Annotated in this window: 28 protein-coding genes and 1 pseudogene; 8 read left to right on the plus strand and 21 right to left on the minus strand. The window is 41.8% G+C overall.

Annotated features, from left to right (window positions below; translation table 11 throughout):
- The first annotated feature begins 8 nt into the window (after window positions 1–8).
- Window positions 9–605 carry a biotin transporter BioY gene (locus QSJ46_RS00665; protein WP_285604139.1) on the plus strand — a complete coding sequence of 199 codons (597 nt, stop codon included), beginning with the start codon at window positions 9–11 and terminating at the stop codon, window positions 603–605.
- Window positions 606–644: 39 nt separating this feature from the next.
- Here QSJ46_RS00665 and QSJ46_RS00670 read toward each other — a convergent pair whose 3' ends face one another.
- The 3 genes from QSJ46_RS00670 to QSJ46_RS00680 all read right to left on the minus strand — a co-directional run bounded on the left by QSJ46_RS00670 (window position 645) and on the right by QSJ46_RS00680 (window position 4,540).
- Window positions 645–1,421: a sporulation protein gene (locus tag QSJ46_RS00670; RefSeq protein ID WP_285604140.1), complete on the minus strand. Its 777-nt coding sequence runs from the start codon at window positions 1,419–1,421 to the stop codon at window positions 645–647.
- 159 nt (window positions 1,422–1,580) lie between these two features.
- The gene (locus QSJ46_RS00675; RefSeq protein ID WP_024425962.1) at window positions 1,581–2,909 is read right to left on the minus strand and encodes a Na+/H+ antiporter family protein; all 1,329 of its coding nucleotides are present in this window, start codon (window positions 2,907–2,909) and stop codon (window positions 1,581–1,583) included.
- 140 nt (window positions 2,910–3,049) lie between these two features.
- Entirely contained in the window at window positions 3,050–4,540 is a 1,491-nt protein-coding gene (locus QSJ46_RS00680; protein WP_047203324.1) for a leucyl aminopeptidase, read from the minus strand.
- A 324-nt stretch (window positions 4,541–4,864) separates the two neighbouring features.
- On the opposite strand from QSJ46_RS00680, the gene QSJ46_RS00685 reads away from it, so the two are divergent.
- Window positions 4,865–5,341 carry a divergent PAP2 family protein gene (locus QSJ46_RS00685; protein ID WP_047203325.1) on the plus strand — a complete coding sequence of 159 codons (477 nt, stop codon included), beginning with the start codon at window positions 4,865–4,867 and terminating at the stop codon, window positions 5,339–5,341.
- A 40-nt stretch (window positions 5,342–5,381) separates the two neighbouring features.
- Here QSJ46_RS00685 and QSJ46_RS00690 read toward each other — a convergent pair whose 3' ends face one another.
- The 4 genes from QSJ46_RS00690 to QSJ46_RS00705 form a co-directional block, all read right to left on the minus strand.
- Window positions 5,382–6,026 carry a 3D domain-containing protein gene (locus tag QSJ46_RS00690; protein WP_039181168.1) on the minus strand — a complete coding sequence of 215 codons (645 nt, stop codon included), beginning with the start codon at window positions 6,024–6,026 and terminating at the stop codon, window positions 5,382–5,384.
- Between the two features lie 99 nt (window positions 6,027–6,125).
- Window positions 6,126–6,446: a YuiB family protein gene (locus tag QSJ46_RS00695; protein WP_039181171.1), complete on the minus strand. Its 321-nt coding sequence runs from the start codon at window positions 6,444–6,446 to the stop codon at window positions 6,126–6,128.
- A gap of 81 nt (window positions 6,447–6,527) precedes the next feature.
- Window positions 6,528–6,653, minus strand: a complete 126-nt coding sequence (locus tag QSJ46_RS00700) for a YuiA family protein (RefSeq protein ID WP_158333015.1) — start codon at window positions 6,651–6,653, stop codon at window positions 6,528–6,530.
- 135 nt (window positions 6,654–6,788) lie between these two features.
- Window positions 6,789–8,006: an NAD(P)/FAD-dependent oxidoreductase gene (locus QSJ46_RS00705; RefSeq protein WP_285604374.1), complete on the minus strand. Its 1,218-nt coding sequence runs from the start codon at window positions 8,004–8,006 to the stop codon at window positions 6,789–6,791.
- Window positions 8,007–8,396: 390 nt separating this feature from the next.
- Between QSJ46_RS00705 and yumC the strand changes: the two genes are divergently transcribed.
- A complete protein-coding gene (yumC, locus tag QSJ46_RS00710; protein ID WP_039181175.1) occupies window positions 8,397–9,395 on the plus strand; it encodes a ferredoxin--NADP reductase 2 in 999 nt (332 codons plus the stop codon).
- A 46-nt stretch (window positions 9,396–9,441) separates the two neighbouring features.
- Here the strand turns inward: yumC and QSJ46_RS00715 are convergent, their stop codons facing one another.
- Window positions 9,442–9,648, minus strand: a complete 207-nt coding sequence (locus QSJ46_RS00715) for a hypothetical protein (protein ID WP_024423352.1) — start codon at window positions 9,646–9,648, stop codon at window positions 9,442–9,444.
- Between the two features lie 238 nt (window positions 9,649–9,886).
- Here QSJ46_RS00715 and QSJ46_RS00720 point away from each other — a divergent pair, with 238 nt between their 5' ends.
- On the plus strand, window positions 9,887–10,654 hold the full coding sequence (locus QSJ46_RS00720; protein WP_251181234.1) for a MerR family transcriptional regulator: 768 nt from the start codon (window positions 9,887–9,889) through the stop codon (window positions 10,652–10,654).
- Window positions 10,638–11,534 (plus strand): DUF2268 domain-containing putative Zn-dependent protease, encoded by an 897-nt coding sequence (locus tag QSJ46_RS00725; protein WP_212039730.1) that lies wholly within the window; start codon window positions 10,638–10,640, stop codon window positions 11,532–11,534. The genes QSJ46_RS00720 and QSJ46_RS00725 overlap by 17 nt, the downstream gene beginning before the upstream one ends.
- 146 nt (window positions 11,535–11,680) lie before the next feature.
- Here QSJ46_RS00725 and QSJ46_RS00730 read toward each other — a convergent pair whose 3' ends face one another.
- From QSJ46_RS00730 to QSJ46_RS00740, 3 genes are all read right to left on the minus strand, one after another.
- Window positions 11,681–12,043: a HesB/IscA family protein gene (locus QSJ46_RS00730; protein ID WP_024425967.1), complete on the minus strand. Its 363-nt coding sequence runs from the start codon at window positions 12,041–12,043 to the stop codon at window positions 11,681–11,683.
- A gap of 74 nt (window positions 12,044–12,117) precedes the next feature.
- Complete coding sequence (dapF, locus tag QSJ46_RS00735) at window positions 12,118–12,972, minus strand: diaminopimelate epimerase (RefSeq protein WP_041088425.1); 855 nt, start codon at window positions 12,970–12,972, stop codon at window positions 12,118–12,120.
- Window positions 12,973–13,242: 270 nt separating this feature from the next.
- Window positions 13,243–13,479: a YuzB family protein gene (locus QSJ46_RS00740; RefSeq protein ID WP_008346813.1), complete on the minus strand. Its 237-nt coding sequence runs from the start codon at window positions 13,477–13,479 to the stop codon at window positions 13,243–13,245.
- Window positions 13,480–13,734: 255 nt separating this feature from the next.
- On the opposite strand from QSJ46_RS00740, the gene QSJ46_RS00745 reads away from it, so the two are divergent.
- Window positions 13,735–14,802: an NAD(P)/FAD-dependent oxidoreductase gene (locus tag QSJ46_RS00745; RefSeq protein ID WP_034282611.1), complete on the plus strand. Its 1,068-nt coding sequence runs from the start codon at window positions 13,735–13,737 to the stop codon at window positions 14,800–14,802.
- Between the two features lie 50 nt (window positions 14,803–14,852).
- Here QSJ46_RS00745 and QSJ46_RS00750 read toward each other — a convergent pair whose 3' ends face one another.
- Window positions 14,853–15,083, minus strand: coding sequence for a hypothetical protein (locus QSJ46_RS00750; RefSeq protein WP_039181181.1), 231 nt, complete (start codon window positions 15,081–15,083; stop codon window positions 14,853–14,855).
- A gap of 100 nt (window positions 15,084–15,183) precedes the next feature.
- The gene (locus QSJ46_RS00755; RefSeq protein ID WP_212039729.1) at window positions 15,184–15,513 is read right to left on the minus strand and encodes a YuzD family protein; all 330 of its coding nucleotides are present in this window, start codon (window positions 15,511–15,513) and stop codon (window positions 15,184–15,186) included.
- A gap of 121 nt (window positions 15,514–15,634) precedes the next feature.
- Between QSJ46_RS00755 and QSJ46_RS00760 the strand changes: the two are divergent.
- A pseudogene (locus tag QSJ46_RS00760) lies at window positions 15,635–15,934 on the plus strand (NifU family protein).
- Between the two features lie 199 nt (window positions 15,935–16,133).
- Here the strand turns inward: QSJ46_RS00760 and QSJ46_RS00765 are convergent.
- The 6 genes from QSJ46_RS00765 to yutH form a co-directional block, all read right to left on the minus strand.
- Window positions 16,134–18,104, minus strand: a complete 1,971-nt coding sequence (locus tag QSJ46_RS00765) for a S9 family peptidase (RefSeq protein ID WP_285604141.1) — start codon at window positions 18,102–18,104, stop codon at window positions 16,134–16,136.
- A 101-nt stretch (window positions 18,105–18,205) separates the two neighbouring features.
- On the minus strand, window positions 18,206–19,138 hold the full coding sequence (thrB, locus tag QSJ46_RS00770) for a homoserine kinase (protein ID WP_285604142.1): 933 nt from the start codon (window positions 19,136–19,138) through the stop codon (window positions 18,206–18,208).
- Complete coding sequence (gene thrC / locus QSJ46_RS00775) at window positions 19,135–20,196, minus strand: threonine synthase (protein WP_024423361.1); 1,062 nt, start codon at window positions 20,194–20,196, stop codon at window positions 19,135–19,137. Before thrC ends, thrB begins: the two co-directional genes overlap by 4 nt.
- Window positions 20,196–21,497 carry a homoserine dehydrogenase gene (locus tag QSJ46_RS00780; RefSeq protein ID WP_047202460.1) on the minus strand — a complete coding sequence of 434 codons (1,302 nt, stop codon included), beginning with the start codon at window positions 21,495–21,497 and terminating at the stop codon, window positions 20,196–20,198. Before QSJ46_RS00780 ends, thrC begins: the two co-directional genes overlap by 1 nt.
- Window positions 21,498–21,720: 223 nt before the next feature.
- Complete coding sequence (locus QSJ46_RS00785; protein ID WP_285604143.1) at window positions 21,721–22,689, minus strand: 2-hydroxyacid dehydrogenase; 969 nt, start codon at window positions 22,687–22,689, stop codon at window positions 21,721–21,723.
- Between the two features lie 74 nt (window positions 22,690–22,763).
- Window positions 22,764–23,786, minus strand: coding sequence for a spore coat putative kinase YutH (gene yutH, locus QSJ46_RS00790; protein ID WP_212039727.1), 1,023 nt, complete (start codon window positions 23,784–23,786; stop codon window positions 22,764–22,766).
- 132 nt (window positions 23,787–23,918) lie between these two features.
- On the opposite strand from yutH, the gene QSJ46_RS00795 reads away from it, so the two are divergent.
- Window positions 23,919–24,419 carry a phosphatidylglycerophosphatase A family protein gene (locus QSJ46_RS00795; protein ID WP_047202457.1) on the plus strand — a complete coding sequence of 167 codons (501 nt, stop codon included), beginning with the start codon at window positions 23,919–23,921 and terminating at the stop codon, window positions 24,417–24,419.
- A gap of 39 nt (window positions 24,420–24,458) precedes the next feature.
- Here QSJ46_RS00795 and QSJ46_RS00800 read toward each other — a convergent pair whose 3' ends face one another.
- Both QSJ46_RS00800 and QSJ46_RS00805 read right to left on the minus strand, forming a co-directional pair.
- Window positions 24,459–25,232: a TIGR01457 family HAD-type hydrolase gene (locus tag QSJ46_RS00800; protein WP_107163175.1), complete on the minus strand. Its 774-nt coding sequence runs from the start codon at window positions 25,230–25,232 to the stop codon at window positions 24,459–24,461.
- An 18-nt stretch (window positions 25,233–25,250) separates the two neighbouring features.
- A complete protein-coding gene (locus QSJ46_RS00805) occupies window positions 25,251–25,685 on the minus strand; it encodes a DUF86 domain-containing protein (RefSeq protein ID WP_039181197.1) in 435 nt (144 codons plus the stop codon).
- Window positions 25,686–25,703 lie beyond the last annotated feature (18 nt).

Here is a 25,703-nt window from a genome sequence, read left to right on the forward strand (position 1 = left end):
GAAACATCATGCAAAAGAAGACACGAACTGCTGACTTTGTGCTAGTCGGAATGTTTGCTGCACTCATGGCTATCGGGGCCAATATTACATCCATTGTGCCGTTTTTACAGGTTGGCGGAATTCCACTTACGATGCAGCCGTTTTTTTGTGTGCTTGCCGGTCTCTTACTCGGCAGACGGCTTGGGGCATTAGCTATGATTGTCTATGCCTTGGTTGGAATTGCTGGTGCACCTGTATTCGCCCAGTTCTCTGCGGGCTTTGGGGTCATTTTAGGCAAAAGCGGTGGCTTTGTATTATCGTACATCCCTGCTGCCTGGCTTGCCGGATTCATTCTAGAAAAGAGAAAAAACCCTGGCTTTGGCCGCTTTTTGCTTGCAGCCATTGCTGGTACGACCGTGATGTATGTGATTGGAACGACCTATACATACCTCGCATTAAATGTATGGCTCAATGCACCGATTTCCTATCAAACCACATGGTTCTTTATGATCTGGTTTATGGTAAAAGACTACGCATTGACTATATTACTTGCGATGCTGGCACCTAAAATTTATCGCTCTGTATCCAAAGCCACATCCTTTCGAAAACAAGAAGCTATATCATAGAAAAAAGAGCCTGTCTTCATTCAGGCTCTTTTTTCATCATTACTCAGCGTATTGATCTATGATTTGTTCTAGCATTCCTTCAAGCACTTCTACATTTTCAAGATCTGATGGACTGAAGCGGTAGCGCGCAAGCTGTTCTCCTTCATTATACATCTCTTCGAGCCATCCTCTCAGGCCTCTTGCTCTTCGGTCGACTTCAAAAACAATCTCTAAGCAGCCTTCATCTATCAGAAAAATCAGCTCTAGCTCATCAAGCATATAACGATAGTAGTCTGATGTCGGAATGAACTCGAATTCTTGGACGAATGGCAGGCGCCGCTGAAAGTAAGGTGCTTGCTCACAGTCTGCTTCGTTCAGGTGGAAGCCAAGATTTCTAGTGGCCTCCAGTACATTTCTCACCCAAGGGTGTGCTTCAACGAAAATGCGGTCATAGTCAGATTTATCGATTCCGCCTTGGATATCAAGGTCTGTCATTACTGCAATTTCTACTTTTCCGATCGTCATTGGGGTATCGATAGGAAGAATAAATGAAAACGGAAATTCATGCTTTTCTCCAGGCTGGATGGTAAAAGAATCCGTCACCCGTAAAGTAAAGATATTCACATATTTTCTATGCTCTTCATCATCTTTCACAATCACATACTGTGTTTGAATCTTGACATTGATATAGCGGATGTCCTGAGCAATTTTTCCGCCCTTTACATGGACAGTTCCCTTTACTTCTTGTCCTGGAAAATAAGCGTTTTTCTCTAAAATGGTATCTACTTTTGCTGCACCAATCCCAGCACTTGCCGCTAGCTTTTTAAAAAATGACATATCCCATCTTCCCCTTTTCATTTTTATCAGCATATATACGTAAGATAGAGGAAGAAAGATTCATTTAATTCGTACTTTTGTCCTAATTATTTTTTCATCTACGAACAACAAAAAAGCTTATAGAAAAAACATCATCGTTTTCTCTACAAGCTTTTCATTTTACAGAATAATCGCCGCCAGCCAGCCAAACAGAACAAGCGGAATATTATAATAGATAAAAGTCGGGACACAAGTTCCCCAAATGTGGTGATGCTGTCCATCCATATTCAATCCAGATGTTGGTCCAAGCGTACTGTCACTTGCAGGTGAACCTGCATCTCCAACAGCCGCAGCAGAGCCAATAATGGCAATGGTGGCCATTGGACTAAATCCTAAGTGTAAGCAAAGTGGAACAAAGATGGTTGTAATAATCGGAATCGTTGCAAATGATGATCCGATCCCCATTGTCACAAGCAGGCCGACAAGCAGCATTAAAATCGCTGCAAGGCTCTGGCTGTTGCCGATAAATTGGGAAGATGCTTTGACAAGAGATTCTATGTCTCCTGTTTTTGTTAAAACGTTGGCAAACCCAGCGGCAACAAGCATGACAAAACCGATAAATGCCATCATATTCATTCCAGATGTAATGAGTTCATCTGCTTCATCGCGTTTCATCATTCCAGTCACAAACAAGACAAGCAGTCCTGCGAGTGCACCGAAGATCATTCCTTCCACACCAAGACTTTGCGATAGATAAAGCTGGACAATCAACGAAACGAGAATAGCAAGACCGGCAAAGAATAAGCTTTTTTTCGTATAAGCCGATTTCTCTACATCTGTAATTTCACGATTCTCATATACCTTCGGCTTTCGATATACAAAAATGGAAACGATCAAGCCAAGAACCATTCCTGCTACAGGAATCAGCATCGCATACGGAATATCTGCAAGGTTTACGGTCAGACCCGCTTCCTTCATATTGTCACGAAGCATTCCGTGGAAAATCTGTCCAAAACCGACTGGAAGTAATATATATGGTGCAGTGAGTCCGAAGGTAATGACACACGCTAGCAGTCTGCGGTCAATCTGAAGCTCGTTAAACACCTTTAATAACGGCGGAATTAAGACTGGGATAAAGGCAATGTGAACAGGAACGACGTTCTGTGAAAAACAGGACACGATCAAAATGACAAGAACGATGAGCACTTTTGATAGTGTTTTCCGTCTCGAATCGCCTTCTTTTCCTAGAAGCTTCACTGCTCCTTCAACCATGGCATCTGGAAGACCTGTTTTCGTCAGCGCCGCAGCAAATGCCCCTAATAACGCATAACTAATCGCCACGGTTGCATTTCCTCCGAGTCCGTCCGTAAAGGCGTCCACTGTTCCTCCCAAGCCTAATCCACCTGCAAGTCCGCCAGCTAAAGCGCCTATTGCTAGCGCAATCACGACATTGACCCGCAGCAAGCTTAATATCAACATTAAAACAACCGCTAAAACAACTGCATTCATGGTGAAACCCCCGAAATCCTTTAGTTTACTAATGTAGTAGATAATTAAAGTACCAACGTATGTTACCATAGAAAAAAAACTTCGTCAAATGGCTTATGTCCTACATAAAAAAGCTCTGCCATCCGGCAGAGCCTTATCCCTTATTTTGTTCCTTCAAATCGTTCCACAAATGTAGCAAGTGATCTTACCATCACACCTGTTGCCCCTGTTGGCCCAAAGCATGAAGGTTTTTCTGTTGTTGCAGTTCCTGCAATATCTAAGTGAACCCAAGGCGTATCCTCTGCGAATTCACCAATGAAAGCACCTGCCATGATCGCATGACCATCACGGCCTGGTGAGTTATTGAGATCAGCCATTTTGCTGTTTCGTACTCGTTTCTTATCTTTTTCCGTGATTGGCAGCTGCCAGATCATTTCACCGCATTCTTCTGATGCTTCTTTAAACTGAGCATACAGCTCATCGTTATTGGTCATTACGCCTGTTGTCTCATTTCCAAGCGCCACAATGACACCGCCTGTTAATGTGGCCACATCTACAAGGACAGAGGCACCGTGCTGCTTCGCATATGTCACCCCATCTGCTAAAACAAGACGGCCTTCTGCATCTGTATTGAGCACTTCGATTGTTTTCCCGCTTAGTGACACAATGACGTCGTCTGGCTTCATAGCGTCTGCGGAAATCATATTATCCGTTGAGGCGATGACCGCAATGACATTTTGCTCTGGGCGAAGTTCCCCGATGATTTCCATTGCGCCTAAAACAGAGGCTGAGCCGCCCATATCTGTTTTCATACCAACCATACTCGCTCTTGGCTTTAAAGAGTAGCCGCCGGTATCATACGTGATGCCTTTACCGACAAGACCGATGACGTCTGTCCATTCTTCCTTGCCTTGATATTTCAGCACGATGAGTTTTGGCGGTTCTGTTGAGCCTCTATTGACGGCTAAAATACCGCCCATTCCGAGCTCTTCCATTTGTTCTTTATCTAAAATTTCAATTTCAAATTCATATTTATATGCAAGCTCTGCCGCATACGAAGCCAGATCAGAGGATGTGAGCATGTTCGGAGGCATATTCACAAGGGTACGGGCCGAATTGACTGACTGTCCGTACACTTCGCCGACTTTCAGACTCGCCTGAATTTCAGCTTGATCATGCTCCGTCGTTGCATAAACAAACTCGATGAAACGATCCGGTTCATTTGTTTTATGTTTAAAATCCTGCAATTCATATGTAGCTAAAAGGCAGCTTTCAGACAGGGCATGGGCTGCATCTTGGGCAGGCAGATCCTTTCCAATAAACGTATCCAGCAAGACAGAAACCGCTTGCTTTTTATCTTGATGAAGCTTTTTAAATAAATGGGCAAACACTTCTTTTGCCTCTTCAAACGTGTAATCTGATTCCTTCCCAAGCCCGACAAAATAAATGCGTTTGATGCCTGTTTCAGGGGATGGGAAAAACTTCGAAAGCTGATTTCGTTTGGATGAAATGTCGCCTTCTTTTAATAATTCAGTGATTCTTCCTTCAAGTAATTCATCCATTTCTTTTGCTTTTCCTGATAATTGGCTCTTTTGAAAAAGTCCGATCGCCAGTGTATCTTTATGCTGCAATTCATTTGTCGAGAAAAACATATTTATCACACGCTCCTTAATGAACTCCATTTTTCACATTGGAACTTCTATTATATCAAAATTTGCGTGCCTATACGATCATTGCCAGTCTGTCTTTACTTGATGAACATTTATATTTTCACACGTGGAAGGGCATCATGAAAAAGCAGCGAAAACCTAAGCAGCCTGTCCGTGTTCTCCTCGTTCCACATCTAGTTTCTTTAATGTTATAATGAACATGGACTTGGCAGCATTTTTTACTGCTATCATTTTTTCATCATACTAGGATTTTTAGTTCATCATTTCGCACGATATTTTTTCTTAAAGAGAGGATGTTTCTTGTTCATGAGCGTACTGACGAATTTTCCGCTGCTTGCCAGCCTAGCAGCCATCTTTTTTGCACAATTTGTAAAAGTACCGATTCAATTTATTATTTCTAGACGACTAGATTGGTCGCTCATTACAAGCACAGGCGGAATGCCAAGTTCACACTCCGCAGCAGTAACAGCACTCTCCACAGCAGTGGCTTTAGAGCACGGGCTAGATACATCTATCTTTGCCATTTCCGCCATCTTTGCCATTATTACTATGTTTGATGCGACAGGCGTTCGCAGACAGGCAGGAGAACAGGCGACTGTTCTCAACAAGCTCGTAACAGATTTTAACCGATTTGTTTCCGAAGCAAAGAATTTCCAAAATGCGGAAGAAAAAGAAAAGCAAAAGAAATTAAAAGAGCTTCTTGGTCATAAGCCGATTGAAGTCTTCTTCGGCGGTTTAACAGGGATCTTGCTGACACTCATCTTAGATTATTACTTCATGTAGAAGCGAAAAAGCTTTGGACCTTAAATGGCCCAAAGCTTTTTTATTCTTTATTGGCTTGAAACTGCTGACGGAATACTTGCATCGATTCTGCTTCATTGAGCTGATTTAAGTCTTTTTCCGTTAACGTCCCTTCACCCTTTTTGATGATATACACATCGAGCACTTTTTTACCCCACTCTCTATACACATCATCAACGGTTTCATAGTATAAATCAAGCTTATGACCTTTAATCGCTTTCCCGGTATCTGCAACGACACCGTAGCCATAGTTTGGGATAAACAGCACCGTTCCAATCGGAAAAACGGATGGGTCGGCTGCCACTGTTGAATATAAATCACGTTTCACTTTGACGCCTGAATATGTAATGCCATATGCATGATGTTCCTTCGTTTTGCCTGTTGATTCCACACCTGCTGTATAGCCGGTTGCCACAACCTTCTGCTTCGGATAATCGTTCCAATTAAACGCTTCTTCGAGAGAAACAGATCGCATGTCTTCACTTTTGAGTGCCATCGTTTCCCTTTTTGGCTGCTGAAAAAAAGAAGATACTTGCTTGCCCGCATCGGTCTCTTTCACCCATGCAGCTAAATCACTTGGTTCGACTCCAGATATGCCCGTAAAGCTTGTCAAAAGTGCAATCATGAATAGCGCTGTCATGAACAATCGTTTCATCCATGTTTTCATCTCTATTTGTCACTCCTCTACCCATCTATTTGTTTCCAAACAAAATGGAAACTATGCAAAGGAGAAACAAAAAAACCCACTTGCGTGTCCACAAGTGAGTTAAAACATTTGATACCCTCTTTTTCGAAGTGCATTAATGACAAAACCTGATGCGATCGCACCGATCAGGCCGCTTAATAAGATGATGATATCTGCCGCAGCGAGTGAGACGATTCGGTCTCCTATTCCTGAAAAAGCAGTACCAGGCTCTCTTACATAAGCGATCATCTTTTGATTGTTAATAATGAAAAGGCATACAATTGGATATAAAATAGCCATAATCCATGACATTCTCAGCAGCATATTGAGCAAAAAACCAATGCCAAAGAATAACACGAAAAATAAAATAACTGATATGATAACGACTGGTAAACTGATCACTTCATCTCCACCCCCAAATATCCCATCATTAGTTTAACTTGGAAATAGAGATGAAGTCAATCAATGGAAAAAGCAGATCGATTAACGCTTCTTTCCTGTCCCTTTACATTCCTCACACGTTTCAGATCCGCCGAGCAATAGCTGAAAATACCCTTTTCCTGAACAATATTGACAGGCTGATGTTTTTTCCTTTGTTTGTGCATTCATATTGCTCACTCCTTAATCTAAATTTTCTGATAATTCATCATAACATATTTTACTGCCGATGACCAAGTGAGAAAATATACCACAACTTATAAAAAAACGTGTATCACGAGGATACACGTTTTTGTCTATGATGGTTTAGAAGAACTTGAATTTTCCTTTTTTCAGAACAAGTCCTGGCCCGCCAACCATGAATAAAGAACGGTTGTCGATGATTTTCTTCATTGCAGAAGCTTTTGTTCCTTGTAGTTTTTTACCAAACGCAACACCTACAGCGTCGTGTTCACCAAGAGAAGCAACTGTTCCTTTGATGTCTGGCTTAAAGCTTTCCAGAGATCCACCTTTTACTAGTGCTGCAAGGTTTTTCGCTACTGTCTCACCTTGCTGCATAGCGATTTGTGCAGTTGGTGGGTATGGACGGTTGATTTCTTCATTGATAATCAATGAACAGTCACCAATGATGAAGACATCATCATTTTCTGGTACACGAAGATCTGGAGAAACTTTTACGCGGCCGCGCATGTTTTCAAAACCAGCTTCTTCAACGATTGGGTTACCGCGTACACCTGCAGCCCAAACAACAGTTGCAGCTTTGATTTCTTCTGTATCATCGTCTTTTCCAACAATGATACCTTCAGGCGTACATTCTTTGATCGCTGTACCGATTTTGAACTCAACACCTTTACCTTGAAGGTAGTTCATCGCATAGTCGATCAATTCTGGATCGAATCCAGGAAGAGCTGTTGGCGCAGCTTCTACACAGATGATACGCACGTCTTTTTGATCAATGTCATACTCTTTGCAAAGCTCAGGCACACGGTTTCCAAGCTCACCAAGGAACTCAATACCTGTGAATCCTGCGCCGCCGACAACGATCGTCAAACGCTCTGGACGTTTTTCAGCATCCGTATTATACGTTGCAAATTGAAGCTCGATGTGCTCACGAAGCTGACGAGCAGAGTTGATGTTAGAGATTGAGAATGCGTATTCTTTCAGTCCTGCAATACCAAATGTTTCAGGAACAGCACCAAGTGCAACAACAAGGTAGTCATAAGAAAGTTCGCCATCTGATGTCACAACTTTCTTCGCTTCCTTATCAATGCTTTCAACTGTTGCTTGTACAAAGTTGACACGGGAACTGTTAATTACATCTTTGATTTGATAACGACAGCGGTCATGATGAAGTGTACCTGCACTTGCTTCATGTAACCATGTTGTTTCGTAATGATAATTATGCTTGTTCACAAGAGTAATTTCCGCATCATTTGTGCCAAGCTGTTTTGTTAATCTTGTTACAGTCATTAATCCGCCATAACCTGCACCTAATACAACGATTTTCGGTTTATTCACTGGAATCACATCCACCTTTTTTAAATTTGCTGTAAAACGGATAAAGAATTACATATCGTTATTCTCAACCGCTTTGCGGCATTTTATGAAATTTAAACAAAAAATAAGTTTGTGAAAATCTGAACTTTCACCTACATAAAACGAAAGCATTTGACCGTATCCGACAAAAATTCATAAAAAATTAATATTTAGTTCCCTTAACAATAATAGCGAGTTCTGCTCCAATTTTCAAGGCTTTAAACTGAAAATCCTTATGATAAACGGTCTTTCTCACTTTTTCTTCCTTTTCAAAGCTTCAGCATCAAAAAACGACAAGTTTTTCAAAACAAGTCAAACGACGATATGTGGTATGATATGATATAGTGATAACAATTTTCATTTGGGAGGATTAAAGGAATGCAAGAAGATTCTAAGGTATATGACATTACCGTTATCGGGGGCGGCCCAGTTGGATTGTTTACTGCGTTTTACGGAGGCATGAGACAGGCAAGTGTGAAAATCATTGAAAGCCTTCCTCAGCTCGGCGGTCAACTATCCGCTCTTTACCCTGAAAAATATATTTATGATGTGGCTGGTTTCCCAAAAATCCGCGCACAAGAATTAGTTGATAACTTAAAGGAACAAATGGATAAATTTGATCAAACCATTTGCTTAGAGCAGGCAGTTGAAACAGTTGAAAAGCAGGCAGATGGGATCTTTAAACTTGTCACAAATCAAGAGGTTCATTATTCTAAAACAATTATCATCACAGCTGGTAACGGTGCATTCCAACCGAGAAAGCTTGAATTGGATACAGCAGAATCATTTGAAGGAAGCAATCTGCACTACTTCATTAATGACCTGAACCAATTTGCCGGCAGACGTGTGGCCGTTCTTGGCGGCGGAGACTCTGCAGTGGATTGGGCACTCATGCTTGAACCAATCGCAAAAGAAGTATCCATCATTCACCGCCGCGATAAATTCCGCGCACATGAGCACAGTGTAGAAAACTTGCACAACTCGAAGGTCAATGTGCTGACTCCATTTGTGCCAACTGAGCTCATTGGTGAAGACCGCATTGAACAGATCGTGCTAGAAGAAGTCAAAGGCGACAAAAAACAAGTGCTTGATGTGGACGATGTGATCGTCAACTTCGGTTTCGTTTCCTCCCTTGGACCAATCAAACAATGGGGCCTTGAAATCGAAAAGAACTCCATCGTAGTGAAATCTACAATGGAAACAAACATCGAAGGCTTCTATGCGGCAGGAGATATCTGCACGTATGAAGGAAAAGTCAAATTGATTGCAAGCGGATTTGGTGAAGCACCAACTGCTGTCAACAATGCGAAAGCCTACATGGACCCGAAAGCCCGTGTACAGCCCCTCCATTCCACAAGCTTATTTGAAAACAAATAAGAACGGATTAAAAAAGGAGTTCCCACTCGCGGAACTCCTTTTTCGTTTATTTAAAAACCCCAATATAGGCATTTGCCATTCCAAGTACCATTGCAGCAAGCAGCACCACAACAATCCCTGCCACAACCAAAATCACCCGATCCTTTACACGTTCCTTTTTCGGAAGCGGCTTCTCAATCCCGCAAGATGGACACGTTTTGGAACGATAAGGAATCAGTTCATGACAGTTCCTGCAATTGATTTGTTCACTCAAACCTCAGCAACCTCTTTTCTCACTACAGTTTATGTTTGGTTTTCATGATACTCTTTTCGAGTGGAAATAGCCAGTTGTTCGGGCAAGCTGTAACAAAATTGAGCGATTTGCGAGAAAAACATAACTCCTTGAATTTACTGCTTCAAATAAGATCAACAATGATATAAATCTTTTAAAAAATGATTGACCCTAACGCAACGTCATATTTTATAGTGGATATCAAGAGAGGTGAATTGAAATGAAAGTAAAAGAAGTAGCTGAATTATTTGGTATTAGCATTCGTACACTTCATCATTACGACAAGATTGGTTTATTGACTCCAAGTGAAGTCACAGATAATCGTTATCGGCTCTATTCAGAAGAAAACCTTGAAACATTACAGCAAATATTATTTTTCAGGGAACTTGGCTTTCCATTGAAGGAAATCCAAAAAATGATGCACAATCCTTCATTTAATAAGATAGAAGCATTTATGCTACAAAGAAAAATGTTAATAGAGAAACGAAATAATCTCGATAAAATGATCGGAAATATTGATAAGACGCTACAGCATTTAACGGGAGAAACTCAATACACCTATAAAGAAAGGTTTGAAAATATAAATATAAAATTTAGTCAATATGAAAAAGAAGCTCGTCATCGTTGGGGAAATCAAGCTGTTGATGAAGTCAGCTCCAAACTAAATCATTTGTCTAAGGATGAACAAATCGAATTATCTGACAGCTGGGATAGCATATTTAACAAACTAGCCTCTCTTCGCAACCATTCCCCTAAATCCAAAGAGGTGCAAATCGTCATCAAACAATGGTACGACTTTTTAAACAAAAATTTTAGTTATTACTCTCTTGATGCTTTTTACGGCTTAGGTCAACTCTATATTCAAGATGAACGTTTCAAAAAGAATATAGATCGATATGGTGAGGGCTTGGCATCATTTATGAGCGAAGCGATGAACGTCTTTACTACTCTTCATAAAAGAGGGAACAGCTATGAAAATTTTGATTGAGAATACAATCGATCAATATGAAAAGTTATTCTCAACGAAACACAATAAAGAACATTTTTTCCGACACTCTATGATGAAACCTTTTGAAAAGATGTGGAATATGATTAACGTTCCGCTAAAAGCTAAACAGCAAAATGGCTATGATGTAATCATGGCAACCAAGATGCTTGGCTATCTTGATATAACAGATACACAAACTGGACAACAGGCATTAAAAAGACTACAAGAAATTCAAGCTCTTCAAACAGCAGATATCACTTTAAACCATTGCATGGATTTCATAAAAAAGCATAACCTTCAAATAAATGCTGATGAGTTGAGATTTGGTCTATATATAGCTGATCCAAAAAAGCTTGAACTGCAAAAAGGATATTGTGGGTTCGGAGGAATTCCTGGATTTATTCAAGTATCACTATATCCAAATTCATATAATATCCCAAGAATTCCTGCTCTCATTGCACATGAATTCCATCATAATATCCGTTTTTCATATTTTGAATGGGATTACGGAAACGTAACAGTTGGAGATTATTTAGTTATAGAGGGGTTAGCTGAATCATTTGCAAAAGAGCTTTATGGTGAACATGTATTAGGACCTTGGGTCACTTCTTTTGATAAAGAGGAATTAGACTATTCAAAAGAAGTGATGAAAGAGGCTTTATATATGAAAGGGTTTGGTGAGGTCAGTAGTTATATGTTTGGTGATATCATTGCCAAAGAACAAGGCTTTCAACCTGTAGGATTATCACCCTTTGCTGGTTATGCAGTAGGTTATCAAGCTGTACAATCTTTCATGAGAGTTAATAAGATAGGGATTGAAGAAGCGACCTTACTTGGTACAGAGGAAATACTAAAAAATTGCGGACTTTTTTATACTTAAAACCTTTATAAAAGAGGACGTACTGTGTAATTTAAGTCAAATTCTTTTTACGCGTCTTTAAACAACACAAAAGACCTCCTCAAAAAATATCAATTTGAGGAGGTCTTAATTATACAAATGGGTTTACAGAATGAATTGTTTTGTCCTTAACACTCTTCCGGCGTACCGGTATTCGTTGCTGTTCTGAAAGAAGAACCGCACCCGCATGATGCGATGGCGTTTGGATTGTCAATCGTGAAACCGCCGCCCATTAGTGATTGTTTGAAATCAATGATGGTTCCATTCATGATATCAAGGCTTTCGGAGTCGACAAGGACATTTATGCCGTGCTGCTTGAACTGCGTGTCTTTCTCTGAGACTTCATGGTCAAAGCCCATGCCGTACGAAAGACCGCTGCAGCCTCCGCCTTTTACGCCCACTCGCAGGAACGCATTTTCTTCTTCATGTTCTTTCATCATATCTTTAATCTGCAGTGCAGCAGCTTCTGTAATGGTTACTGGTGTACTCATGATCATCCCTCCTTTTGACTGGATGTTTCTTTTTCAATTATAAACGTGATGATGCCTTTTCTCAAATAAATGGTTTAGAGATAAAATGTCCCGTCACAAATGGTCTCCGCAGGACCTGTCATAAGCACGTGGTCATTGTCTTTCCAGCGAATGATGAGGTCCCCGCCTGCTAAATGAACTGTCATGTCTGTTTCCTTTTTAGCCTGACCATTCACAATCGTGGATACAGCCGCAGCGCAAGCCCCTGTTCCACAAGCCTGTGTAATGCCTGAGCCTCTTTCCCACACACGAAAATGCAGTTCGGTTTCACTGACAACTTCAACAAATTCTACATTAACGCCTTCTGGAAACATATCGTGTTTTTCAATGATCGGCCCAAGTGTATGAAGAGGTGCTTTTTCAATGTCCTCTAAATAAAAAACGATGTGTGGGTTTCCCATTGAAACGGCTGTTCCATTTAAATTCGCAGTGCCAAAATCAAGCGGCTCATTTATTGTTGTGCTGGCCGGTTCACCAAGCATCGGCATCGCTTCTTTTTCAAAACGTGGTTTTCCCATATCTACTGTGACTAGCTGAACATGACCATCTTGAGCGTGAACGGTAGCTTCAACGAGTCCTGACAATGTCTCAATCTGGAACGTTGTGTCCGTCACAATTTGATGCTCATACACATACTTTGCGACGCAGCGCAGCCCGTTACCGCAGTTTTTGCCCTCTGATCCATCATTGTTGAAAATGCGCATCTTCACAGGTGCAACATCTGATGGGCAAATAAGGATCATCCCGTCAGAACCGATTCCTGTATAAACAGAAGAAACGCGAATCGCTATTTCTGATAGCTGCTCTTCTGGAAGCTGTTCCTTCATCTGATTAACGTAAATATAATTATTTCCTAATCCGTGCATTTTCGTGAATTGAAATGATGTCATGAGCTTCCTCCAAAAATGTTGTTTCTTTATAGTATAAAAGGAGTCGATTCAGGAGACAATCTTATCATCCCCCGTTTTTCATACATAGAAGCTCTTTGCTGCCATGGCAAAGGGCTTTTATTATGCATATGCCTCTTTTTCTCTCGTGTGATGTTTCATATTGATGATATTTTATTAGCATAACATATTGAATACGCTTTCCATTTATTCTCCTTAAAAATGGAAGGTGGAAGAGTGAAAAAAATGCACCTCATGACCCATGTGGTGCATTTAAAACATGTCGTTTTCCTCTATAAAAGCATAAATACGCTCGACTAGCTGCTCTGCATTTTCTCCTGAAACAAATTCTCCATTCACAAGTGCAAATGGGGAGTCCATACATTTGCCGCAATAGCTTAAACAGCCGTATTCCATTACGTCTAGGTTTGGGTCTTTTTCAAGCTTCTCTTTTGCTTCTTGAGACCCTTGTGCAAGATTACTTACACAAAATTCGATCAGTGGAAACACTGTGCTTCACCTCACATTGCCTTACCATCCTACCGAAATTCCTTGTATTAGTCAAAATATGAGCTTCATCTGTATCGTTACGCCTATTCCTCGTAAAATGTTTTACTATTTAGGACTAACTGATGAATATGTAGGTTATTTTGAAACAATTATTGTGGTTTCACAGTAAATTCGATATAATTTTATTTGGTATTTTAACTTAAAGTTTTTTAGTATAAGTGTTTTTCAATGTCTACGGGGAAAAGGAGAATCGTCATGAAAAATTTAGTCTTGATCGGCGGAGGTTACGGGAATATGCGGGTTCTCCACCGCTTATTGCCAAATCAATTACCTGATGATGTCACTATCACATTAATTGATCGAAATCCTTACCACTGTTTAAAAACAGAATATTATGCACTTGCTGCTGGAACGATCTCTGATCATCACATTCGAGTATCTTTTCCAGAGCATCCGAAGCTGGATATTCAATACGGGGAAGTAGAAAAAATTGATATTGAAAACAAACAGATCTTATTCAGCGACCGTGAACCGATTCCGTATGATGATACGGTGATTGGACTCGGCTGTGAGGACAAATATCATAATGTCCCTGGTGCGAAAGAACATACATACAGCATTCAAACCATTGATCAGTCAAGACATGCGTATAACAAATTAAACAATTTGAGCGCAGGTGCAACGGTTGGCATCGTCGGTGCTGGACTTAGCGGGGTAGAGCTGGCCAGTGAACTAAGAGAAAGCCGTGCTGATTTAAACATTATTCTTTTTGACCGCGGAGAGTTGATACTATCAAGCTTCCCAAAAAGATTAAGTTTGTATGTGCAAAAGTGGTTTGAAGAAAATGACGTAAAGATCATTAACTGTGCCAATATTACAAAGGTTGAAGAAGGTGTCGTTTACAACCATGATGACGCAATTGAAGCAGATGTCATCGTATGGACAGCAGGAATACAGCCAAGCAAAGTGGTACGAGAGATGGATGTTGAAAAAGACGCACAAGGCCGCGTCGTATTAACTCCTCATCATAATCTTCCAGGGGATGAGCATGTATATGTCGTAGGTGACTGCGCAAGTCTGCCTCATGCCCCAAGTGCACAGCTTGCTGAGGCACAGGCAGAACAAATCGTCCAATCTCTGCAAAAACGCTGGAAAAATGAGCCGCTTCCTGAAGCTTATCCACAGTTTAAGCTAAAAGGTGTTTTAGGTTCTTTAGGAAAAAAAGCCGGCTTTGGCTTAGTGGCTGATCGTCCACTTGTTGGCCGGGTGCCAAGACTCCTGAAATCTGGACTCCTTTGGATGTACAAGCATCACAACGGCTAAAATCTTGTGAATTTTTTCTCAAAGCTCCTTCGTGACGAGGGAGCTTTTTTCTATGAAACGGCATGTGCCGATGAGTTGGTCCATTTGATCGGAGCAAGGGCAAGAATGCAGTCTTTACGAAAGGTTCTCATCGTCTTCTTCGATAAACAATACGCTTGGATAAGCTGATCTGTTTGACGGTGTACAATGATTTTTCTCTTCGTGCACTCTCCATTTTTCTTCATATAAATCATCTCAATCGGTACTTGCTGATGAAGAGATTGTTTCAGTAAATAATTCATGATGCTCACGCTCCTTTCATTTCATTATAAAAGAACAAGTGTTCTTTTTCAACACAAAAAGGAACGTTTGTTCGTTTTATTTCGCAAAAAAAAGAACAGCTTATTCACTGTTCTCCTTGTACCCGTATTTCTCCATTTCTTGATAAATGTCTTTCAATTTCGGATTGCCCTCTCCAACGATTTGATCCTCTACTAAGACAAGTGGATAAAAAAATTCATCATCAAGAATTCGTTCAGACAATTCCTTTTGTTTTTCGTTTTCTGGCGGGTGCTCAATATCAATATATGTGATGCGAAATGGCTGATTCGGATATTTTCGTTTTAATGCTGCATCTAACCATTCAAATGTATCTTTTGAAGAAGGCAGATTCACGCAGCTAGCGCACAGTACATCTCTTCCATATACATAAAGATCGACAGTTTTGTTCATTTGACAAGCCCCCTATTCTTTCTTCATTTTAGCTGAATTTTCTGGATGAAAAAAGTCAAAATCACTTTTTGTTTCAAGATGAGATTGTGCTATAATGAGAAGGAAACTTTGAAACCAATCAATAGATTTTTATCGTCCAGATGAATATAATGGTGATATGTTGTGAAAGGAGCGATTATATCTAATGACTGAAGTCGAAATGAAAGACCAAGTACAGGAAGTACTGGACAAACTTCGTCCATTTCTATTACGTGATGGTGGAGACTGTGAGCTTGTAGACATTGAAGATGGCATTGTGAAATTACGTCTTCTTGGTGCATGCGGCAGCTGCCCAAGTTCAACCATTACATTGAAAGCCGGTATTGAGCGCGCATTATTAGAAGAAGTGCCTGGCGTTGTAGAAGTTGAACAGGTTTTCTAATTCATATATGACATGAAAACGACCCAATTAGGGTCGTTTTTTTCATGATTGACAAAGGCTTTAGCCCTTTGTCTTCTTTTCAGCGTGATAAGAAAAGGACGAGTACTGGCGCGGAGCGAATTTTCTATTCGTGAGCACCAGCACGCAGGACTGACACCGAATGCGAGGGTTTGTCAGCACGCTGAAGGGTCGTTTTTGATTACGCTAGCTTTTCTCTAAACCATTCCTTTATAAAGGTCAGTCTTTGAATACGCTGCCCCGGGTGTCCGCTTCTGGACAAATCATGAGATGCCTTCGGGAATTTGACCAATCTTGTGTCTTTCCCAAGCTCCTTCAATGCCACAAAAAGCTGTTCTGCTTGATCAACTGGGCAGCGATAATCTTCATCGCTGTGCAGGATGAGAAGCGGCGTATTCATCTGCTTCACATATTTTAGGGGAGAACGATCCCATAGCTTATCGACAGAATCATAAATATCCCCATCAATCTGCCACCTTGTAAAGAAATAACCGATATCACTGATGCCATAAAAGCTAATCCAGTTTGAAATGGAGCGCTGTGTGACAGCTGCACGGAAGCGGTCGGTCTGACCAACAATCCAGTTGGTCATAAAACCACCATAGCTCCCGCCAGTCACGCCGAGTCTTGTTTCATCAAGGAAATCATAGGCTTTGAGCACATGATCAACAGCCTGCATGACATCATCATAATCAACGTCACCATAACTTCCTCTCACACGGTCGGTAAACATCTGTCCGTATCCATGACTTCCGTGCGGATTGATATACACGATGGCATAGCCCTCAGAAGCAAGCATTTGAAATTCATGAAAATACGTATAACCATACATCGCATGCGGTCCGCCATGAACCTCTAGAATAAGCGGATATTTCTCCCCCTCTTCTATCTTGGAAGGCTTCATAAACCAGCCATGCACCTCGTCGCCATCTTTTGACTGAAAAGAAAATGGTTCAGGTTCGGATACGACATACTCCTTTAGAAAATCATGATGCTCAAACGTGATTTGCTTCAGTTCTGTCTCTCCTAATGTCAGCTCATACAGCTCACTTGGTGAAACAGGTGAAAGCCGGCTGAGCAGCAGTTTGGATTCATCTGGATGAAGGCTGAAATTGGTGATATGTTCCGCCTCTAGTCGAACTGGATAGGCTAAACCTTCAATAGAGAAATAATAAATCCCTGTACTGCCTTGATCAGAAACAAGCGTATAAAATCCTTGGCTGTCTTTTGTCCACTGTGGAACTTGATAGGCCTCTCCCATCACGCTATCTCCTGCCATACAGTTTCCAACATACATATCGAGCATTTCTGATAGCTGAACCGCCTTGTCTTCTTTCAGATCATACAGCCATAATGATGGGAAGGTGGCATTTTGGAATTCACGCTCATGTCCAATATACAAAAGACTCTCTCCATTTGGAGAAAAAGATACGGTGGAATAAGCGCCGTTTGCTTGTGTGATCTTTTTTGTCTGACCATCTTCTAATGACAGAAGACACACGTCACTTATGTAAGGTATCTGTGGATTTAATTGAATAAAGGCAAGCCATTTTCCACACGGGGAAACGGTATGATTCATATGATGAACCTGCTCGCTCGTGATAGGCTCTACCTCTCCTGAACGGATATCCACTTTCACGATCTGTGTGACACGCCCATCTAAAAAGCCTCTTCCATCTGCTTTATAGGTCAAATCATCATATACCGCTGGAGCAAATTCATCTTGCTCTTTCTTTTTTTCATCATGAACAGATTCTGGTTGTTTCAATGACACAGCCGCATAAATGAATGCTCCGTCGGGAGAAAAGACAGGGTGAGATACTCCATATGGAATCTTCGTTAAAGTACGCACGCCGCCTCCTTCGCTCTTTATGAGTGCGAGCTGAGGGACTTCCTTTGGCTTTTGCAAAATAAAAGCAAGCTGCCTGCCGTCCTTTGACCAAACTGGTTGATGATGCTTTCCATCCTCAAATGTCCATTGTGCCAGCTCCTCTGTCTCTTCATCTCGAACCCATAAATGGATATTGTAATCGTCCTTTTCCTCATTCACAGTGACTTTTGTAAAGACTGCCTTTTTTCCATCTGGTGAATAAACCGGATGAGAAACAGAAACAATCTTCGTTAAATCTTCTGCCGTCATCAATTTCTTCATGAATGTATCTCCCCCTTATATGCATAAAAAATAGTTCGATCCTCTAAATAATAATCCCTGCTTCTTCCCATAAAAACAAGCATAAAAAAGAACGTGCAGATTCACAGCACGTTCTTTACTTGATTAACAGGATGATGCTGCACGACAACACCTTCTACAGGTACCATCAGCAAATCGACTTCGCAATGCGGGAAGTTTTGGGCAAGCTGTTCTTTCAGTGCTTCTCCCTTCCCTTTTTCCACTAAGGTGAGGATCGTCGGCCCAGCACCGCTCAAAGCTGTTCCATACGCTCCTTTGAGCGAAGCGACATGCTCTACCTTCGACAGCTCAGGAACGAGCATTGTGCGGTAAGGCTGATGAAATAAATCCTTATTCATCATTTCTCCAACAAGCGGCCAGTTTTGTGTCATTAAGGCGGCAACAAGGACGTTGCTTACAGCACTCGCACTAACAGCATGCTTATAGGAAAAATCCTCTGGCAGAACATCACGGGCATCCTTTGTGAGCACTTCATAAAAAGGAATCACCACGACGACATCTACATCCACATGCTGCACTTTAACGGCATGGGTTTTGTCTTCTTCATGAAGACCAATCAGTAAACCACCGAATAAAGAGGCACCCGCATTATCTGGATGACCTTCTACCTCACTTGCATAAAAGAGCTTCTGATCATCTGTCATGTTTAATTCAAGAAGCTGATTGGCGAGTTCAATGGCGGCCACGATGGCAGCAGCACTGCTGCCAAGCCCCCGTGCCAATGGAATATCACTCCACACTTTGACATGAACAGGCGGGAGTGTTTTTCCAAAGTCATCTGCGACCTTTTTGGCTGTTTGATAAATCAGGTTGTCGGTGCCTGATGGAATCCCAGACACGACATCTGTTTCTGCTTCAAACAGCCAGCTATCATGGTCATAGACCGATAGCTTTAAATAGCGGCTGAGTGCCATTCCAACTGAATCAAAGCCTGGTCCTAAATTGGCAGTGCTTCCCGGTACTGTGATTGAAAAAAGCATGGAGGCTTCACTCATACGCGTGCAGCCTTTTCTAAGTGTTCAAGAATTTGATCTTCATCTGCATCGAGTGTGACCGGCTTGATTTGTGAAATATCGATAGCGGTATTTGGATCTTTCAGTCCGTTACCTGTTAGTACTGCAACAACTTTACTGCCTGGCTTGATTTCACCAGATTTCACCTGCTTTAACACGCCCGCAATCGATGCACATGAGCCCGGTTCTGCAAACACACCTTCTTCACGTGCAATCAATTGATACGCATGAAGAATTTCCTCATCAGTCACTTCATCAATCTTTCCGTTTGATTCATCTGCGGCTGCCACAGCTTGTTTCCAGCTCGCTGGATTTCCGATACGGATAGCTGTTGCCACTGTTTCTGGCTGCTCAATCACTTCATTTCGAACGATTGCCGCTGCACCTTCTGCTTCAAAACCACGCATGACAGGCAGTCCAGTTCCTTTTTTCTCATGATATTCCTTGAAGCCTTTCCAGTAGGCTGTGATGTTCCCGGCATTTCCAACAGGAATCGCTAGTACGTCCGGGGCTGAGCCTAGCTGCTCACAGATTTCAAATGCTGCTGTCTTTTGTCCTTCAATTCGATAAGGATTGACCGAGTTAACAAGAGCAATCGGCGCTTTTTCACAGATGCTGCGGACGATTTTCAGTGCATCATCAAAGTTGCCATCAATGGCAATGATCTCTGCTCCGTACATAACAGCCTGTGCAAGCTTACCGAAGGCAATTTTCCCGTCTGGAATGATGACAATACATTTCATATCAGCACGGGCTGCATATGCCGCTGCTGCTGCAGAGGTATTCCCTGTTGAAGCGCACATGATTGTATCATTACCTTCTTCTTTAGCCTTTGCAACGGCCATGACCATTCCTCGATCCTTGAAAGAACCTGTTGGATTCACGCCTTCTGTTTTCACATGAAGCTCAATTCCCAGCTTTTCTGAAAGCTTGGCGAGATGGATCAGCGGTGTATTCCCTTCATTTAATGTTAGTTTAGGTGTAGATTCGTTTACTGGTAAGAATTCTTGAAATTCTTCAATGAGTCCATTCCATTTCATTAGCTTAAACCGTTCCCTTCTACTCGGTACGTGCTCTTCACTTGAACCACCACGTCGAGGTCGTTTAATTTTTGCAGGATATTTGAGAAATCTTCTTCTGAGGTCTGATGTGTAATAATCACAATTTCAGCCAGCTCATCGTGTCCTTTCACAGGAAGCTGAAGGATCTTTTCAAAGCTGATGCCTCTTTCAGAAAAAATAGATGTAATGCGGGAGAATGCCCCGACTTGATCTCTAACATGAATTCTTAAGAATTGCTGAGCAAATACTTCTGATGATGATTTGATCTTCTTTTCAAACTGCGGTGCGATAAATCCGCTTCCGTTCACGCCAAGGCGCATGTTTTTCATTACTGCGACTAAGTCTGATACAACAGCTGTTGCCGTTGGCAGACTTCCTGCTCCAGGTCCGTAAAACATCGTTTCTCCTACAGCACTTCCGTAGACATACACCGCATTAAATTCATTGTTAACGGATGATAATGGATGATGATCAGGAAGTAAGGTTGGCTGAACGCTGACCTCTACTTTCTCTCCGTCCCGCTGAGCAATTCCAATCAGCTTCATTGTATAGCCAAACCGCTTACTGAAATTAATATCCTCATCAGAGATATCAGAAATACCTTTCACCTTGACGTCCTCTAAATCTACATTCATGGAAAAGCCGAGTCTTGCAAGAATCGCCATTTTCCTTGCTGCATCCAGTCCTTCTACATCAGCTGTTGGATCTGCTTCTGCAAAGCCAAGATCCTGTGCTTCTTTTAAGACATCCTCATATGCACTTTTATCGACATTCATTTTCGTTAAAATAAAATTCGTTGTACCGTTCACAATCCCCATCATCTTGGTGATTCGGTCAGAGGCGAGCCCTTCCTCCAGCGTACGTAAAATCGGAATTCCTCCGGCAACACTTGCTTCATAATAAAGATCACAGCCATTTTCTTTCGCTACATGTAAAAGCTCCGTACCGTAAAGTGCCATTAAATCTTTATTCGCTGTAATGACATGCTTCTTCTCATTCAACGCATCTATTAAATATTGTTTTGTCTCTTCAATGCCGCCCATCACTTCAATGATGACGTCGACCTCTGGATCTCTAATCACATCGTATACTTCAGTTGTGAAGACCTCTCTTGCGACATCCACATCTCTTTTTTTATCGGGATTGCTCACAAGCACTTTTTGTATTAATACCGGACAGCCGATTTGGTGCATTAATTTATCCTGATGGTCTTGGATAATTTTTACGACACCGCTCCCCACTGTTCCTAATCCTAATAGCCCAACTCGAATTGCCTTCACCTGAAATTCCACCTTTCTCCGTAAATGTCCTCTCTAAAAAGACATTTGTTAACCTTACACAGACATTCAATGTAAACACATTATAAAGGGGTATCCTCATTTTGACAAGGTAATAAAATAAGAGATTGTCAGAATGAAACCGCTTAACAGCTATTTATATCAAGATTCTATATTTTCAAAATATTTTTGTCAGAAAAGCTCCCGAACACCGGGAAGCTTTATATTATGAACGAACCGGCGTTTTGGCTGGCTCGTCTTGTAAGACAAGCGCAATATTCTCTGCACATAAACGCATCATCGTTTTTCTCGTTTCGACACTAGCACTTCCAATATGAGGGAGGACCGTGACGTTAGGTAATGTCGTTAATGGATGAGATGGACTGACAGGCTCTTGTCTAAATACATCTAGACCTGCGCCGGCAATTTTTCCTGTCGTGACAGCCTCGTATAAAGCATCCTCATCCACTGTCTGTCCTCTTGATACGTTAATGAAATAAGCAGAGTTCTTCATCAGATCAAATGCTTGTTCATTAAACATGTCTTTCGTTTCCGGGGTTAACGGCGTCAGACAGACGATGAAATCAGACTGTTTGAGCAGTTCCTCAAAATCCGCATATGTCACACCAAGCTGCGCTTCTGCCACGGGTTTTCTGGAACGATTATGATAAAGGACATTCATATTAAAGCCTTTGGCCCGCTTGGCAAGTGCTGTTCCAATGCTGCCCATTCCGACAATCCCGAGCGTTTTGTGATGAACATCAGCACCAGCAAGAAGAAGCGGCCCCCAGCCTGTCCAATTTCCATCCTTAATCCAATCACTCGCCTCGACAATGCGTCTAGCTGACGCCATCAGAAGGGCAAAGGCTAAATCAGCCGTCGATTCTGTTAAGACATCTGGTGTATGACATACAGTGATTCCGCGCTTTTTGGCTGCTTCAACATCAATATTGTCATAGCCAACAGCAAGGTTTGCGACCACCTTGATATTCGGAGCCTTTGATAAGAGGGGCTCATCTATTTGATCTGACAGCATGGTGAGAAGCGCATCCGCTTTAGCTGCTTGTGTTTCTAGCTCTTCTCTTGGACACGGCTCATCCTCGCTCGGCCACATCTCAACATGAGCGACTTCTTTTAATGGTGTAAGTGATGCTTCATCAAGCTTTCTTGTGATATAGACATAAGGTTTCGTCAAGAAGAACACTCCTTTAATCGATTTCTTTAAGCATAACGAAAAACGCCTCAAGAGAAAAGAGACGTTTCGTCTGTTCACTGAAACTTCAAATCAGCTGCAGGCTGAATCCAGCCAATAGCCGGAATGGGGCTCCCACCGCTTCGCATGGCGCTCATTTCTTGAAAAACCTTTAGAAAGTATTCATAGCGATTGGCATCATTTAAAACGTAATCTAACCGCTCTTCATAATATGCTTTTTCATTTTCTCCCGACATGTAGTAGCCTTCCACAATTTCAAAATAATGAAGCGGGAACAGCAGACGGCTGTATAACAAACGCTTTGAAAAGGAGGAAAGAGGTGTCACCTGTTCATATTGCTGAAGAAAGGAAAAGCCTTCTTCCACTAAATCTTCCTTATGCTGGACAAAGGTTTCTCTTAAATATTCTGCAATATCACGGGTTGGATGATCAAAGACCCAATCCACAGGTATACGAATCGGCTGCTCATGCGGCCATGTCATACGTGAAAAGCGCTGGTGACAGACAGTGCCTGAGTCACTTTCTTTCGGTTCATCATCAAGCTCAGTATCGACTAAATATTGAATGGCATTCTCCGTTAATCCAAGATAATACGGAAACGATTCAATGAATTTTTGTTCAAACCGTTCCAGCGGTTTTTGATGCATTTGCTGCATCCAAAAGCCTTCAAGCTGATCTAATCGTTTTGCCCACAATTCCTTCCAGGCACCGACACGTTTTGTTTCGGATACTTCATATGGAAAGCCTCTTCCCCTGACATGAAAGGCCGCCAGCTCTGACGCTTGCTGAAACGAGCGGCTTGAGATCGGAGGCGCTGCTTTTAATAAAGCGTACTGCTCCTTCCCATGAGTAAAGGTGGGCTTCTCTTCATTTGTTAATTCAAACACAGCAACGTATGGGTCTCCAGCATTCAGTAAATACTGACTGATATGATACATCTCTGCGAGTTCTTCTTCTCGCAAATGAGACACAGGAACAATAAGAAAGAGAGCCTCCGCCGTTTGAAAGCTCTGATAACTGCCGTATGGCATAAACTGACGAACATCAATACCAAATGTGTGATAAATGGTTTCTTTCATGTTTTCACCTGCGTTCCTATGATCAATCTCTTATCATATCGTAGTCGCAGGTTACGGGATTTATGAATACTATTTACTATCCGAAGCTTTTTACACGTTGTGGACAAATTAAGAGGATTGGGTGAGGAATACATGCCGCATCATCATGAGATGAACGAAGTAGAAAAAACAGCAAGACGCCGTTTACAAGAACGAGGCGTAACCATTCAAGATATAGCAGACCTTGTCTACTTTTTACAGGAAAAATATCATCCTGGCTTAGACATGACAGAGTGCATCCACAATGTGGAGCGTGTCATCGCAAAACGTGAAGTCCAAAATGCGATTTTAACGGGCGTCGAACTAGACGTACTCGCCGAGCAAAAGAAGCTGACTGAGCCGCTTCAATCAATACTTGAAACGGACGAAAGCCTGTATGGCGTTGATGAAATTTTATCCTTTGCTATCGTCAATATTTATGGTTCGATCGGCTTTACGAATTACGGATATATCGATAAAGAAAAACCGGGAATTCTCGGAAAACTCAACGATAAATCCACAGGCGAATGCCACACCTTTTTAGATGACATCGTCGGCGCTATTGCTGCTGCCGCATCAAGCAGGCTGGCACATAGTGCGAAAAATGCGGAATAAAGAAAAAGAGGACGCGCGCGTAACGCTTGTCCTCTTTTTTTATGATAATCGCACAATCCACTCGGATAATGAATCAATGACATAGGTTGGCTGCTTTTCATACTGCTGAAGCAGCTCTTTTGTTGTCACACCTGTATGGACGAGTAATGTGTCCATGCCTGCATTCATTCCTGCCATAATATCCGTATCATAGTTATCACCCACCATGAGCGTCTCAGACACATCTGTTCCAAGCACACGCATCGCTTGTTCCATAATAATGGATTCTGGCTTTCCGATAAATGTCGGCTGAACTGTTGTCGTCACAGTCAGTACAGATGTTAACGAGCCATTCCCTGGCAAAAGCCCTCTTTCTGTTGGGATGGCAATATCTCCATTTGTTGAAACAAATTGTGCGCCTTGACGGATGGCAATCGCACCTACTGCTAATTTTTCATATGTAATGCCACGGTCAATTCCAACAACAACAAAATCTGCGTCTTCCTGACCAAACGTCAGCCCTTTTTCTTCAATGGCCTGCTTGATTCCTTCTTCACCGATCACGTAAACTGACGCATCTTTCTTTTGCTCAGCAATATAATTGGCCGTCGCCATACTTGTTGTGAAAACTTGTTCTTCTGTGGCTGGAATATCGAAGGAAACGAGTTTTTCCGCTACCTGCTTTGGCGTGCGTGATGAGTTATTCGTGACAAACAAGTAAGGGATGTTCAACTCATTTAACTTCTGAACAAATTGACCTGCTTCTTCGATCTTTTCTGTTCCTTTATACATTGTCCCGTCTAAATCAATTAAATAGCCTTTGTATTTCATGATGCTCACAACTCCAATGGTTTATTTAAACGCTGATACTGGGCCAAGCTCCTGCTCCAAGTAGGTACGGATGCGGCTTGGAAAGACCTCTAGCGCTTGCTCTACTTCACTGATGACCTGCAATAAGTCATGATGATCCACTTCCTGATATTGCTGCACAAGTGTTTTGCGGGATGAGACAAGCTTTTTCAGCTGACTGCCTTCACCTTCTGGTACGACCTTTTCATCAACAAGGATATCCATGATGTCATCATAGCTTCCTGGGTCACGCATAATAAAGCCATCAATCATGTCATTTCCAGTATCAAGAATACATTCGACGAGCAAATGAACAATTCGTTCCAGCGCTTTTTTTTCTAAAGGGCTTGTCCATGTTTGATGACTTTGCATCAACTCATATTGCTCCTCGAAAAAACGTAATGTCTCTTCAATCTTTTTTCTGTCTACGAAATACATTATGACGCTCCCCTTTGC

Source organism: Bacillus sp. YKCMOAS1 (assembly GCF_030268125.1).
Lineage (GTDB): Bacteria > Bacillota > Bacilli > Bacillales > Bacillaceae > Bacillus > Bacillus safensis.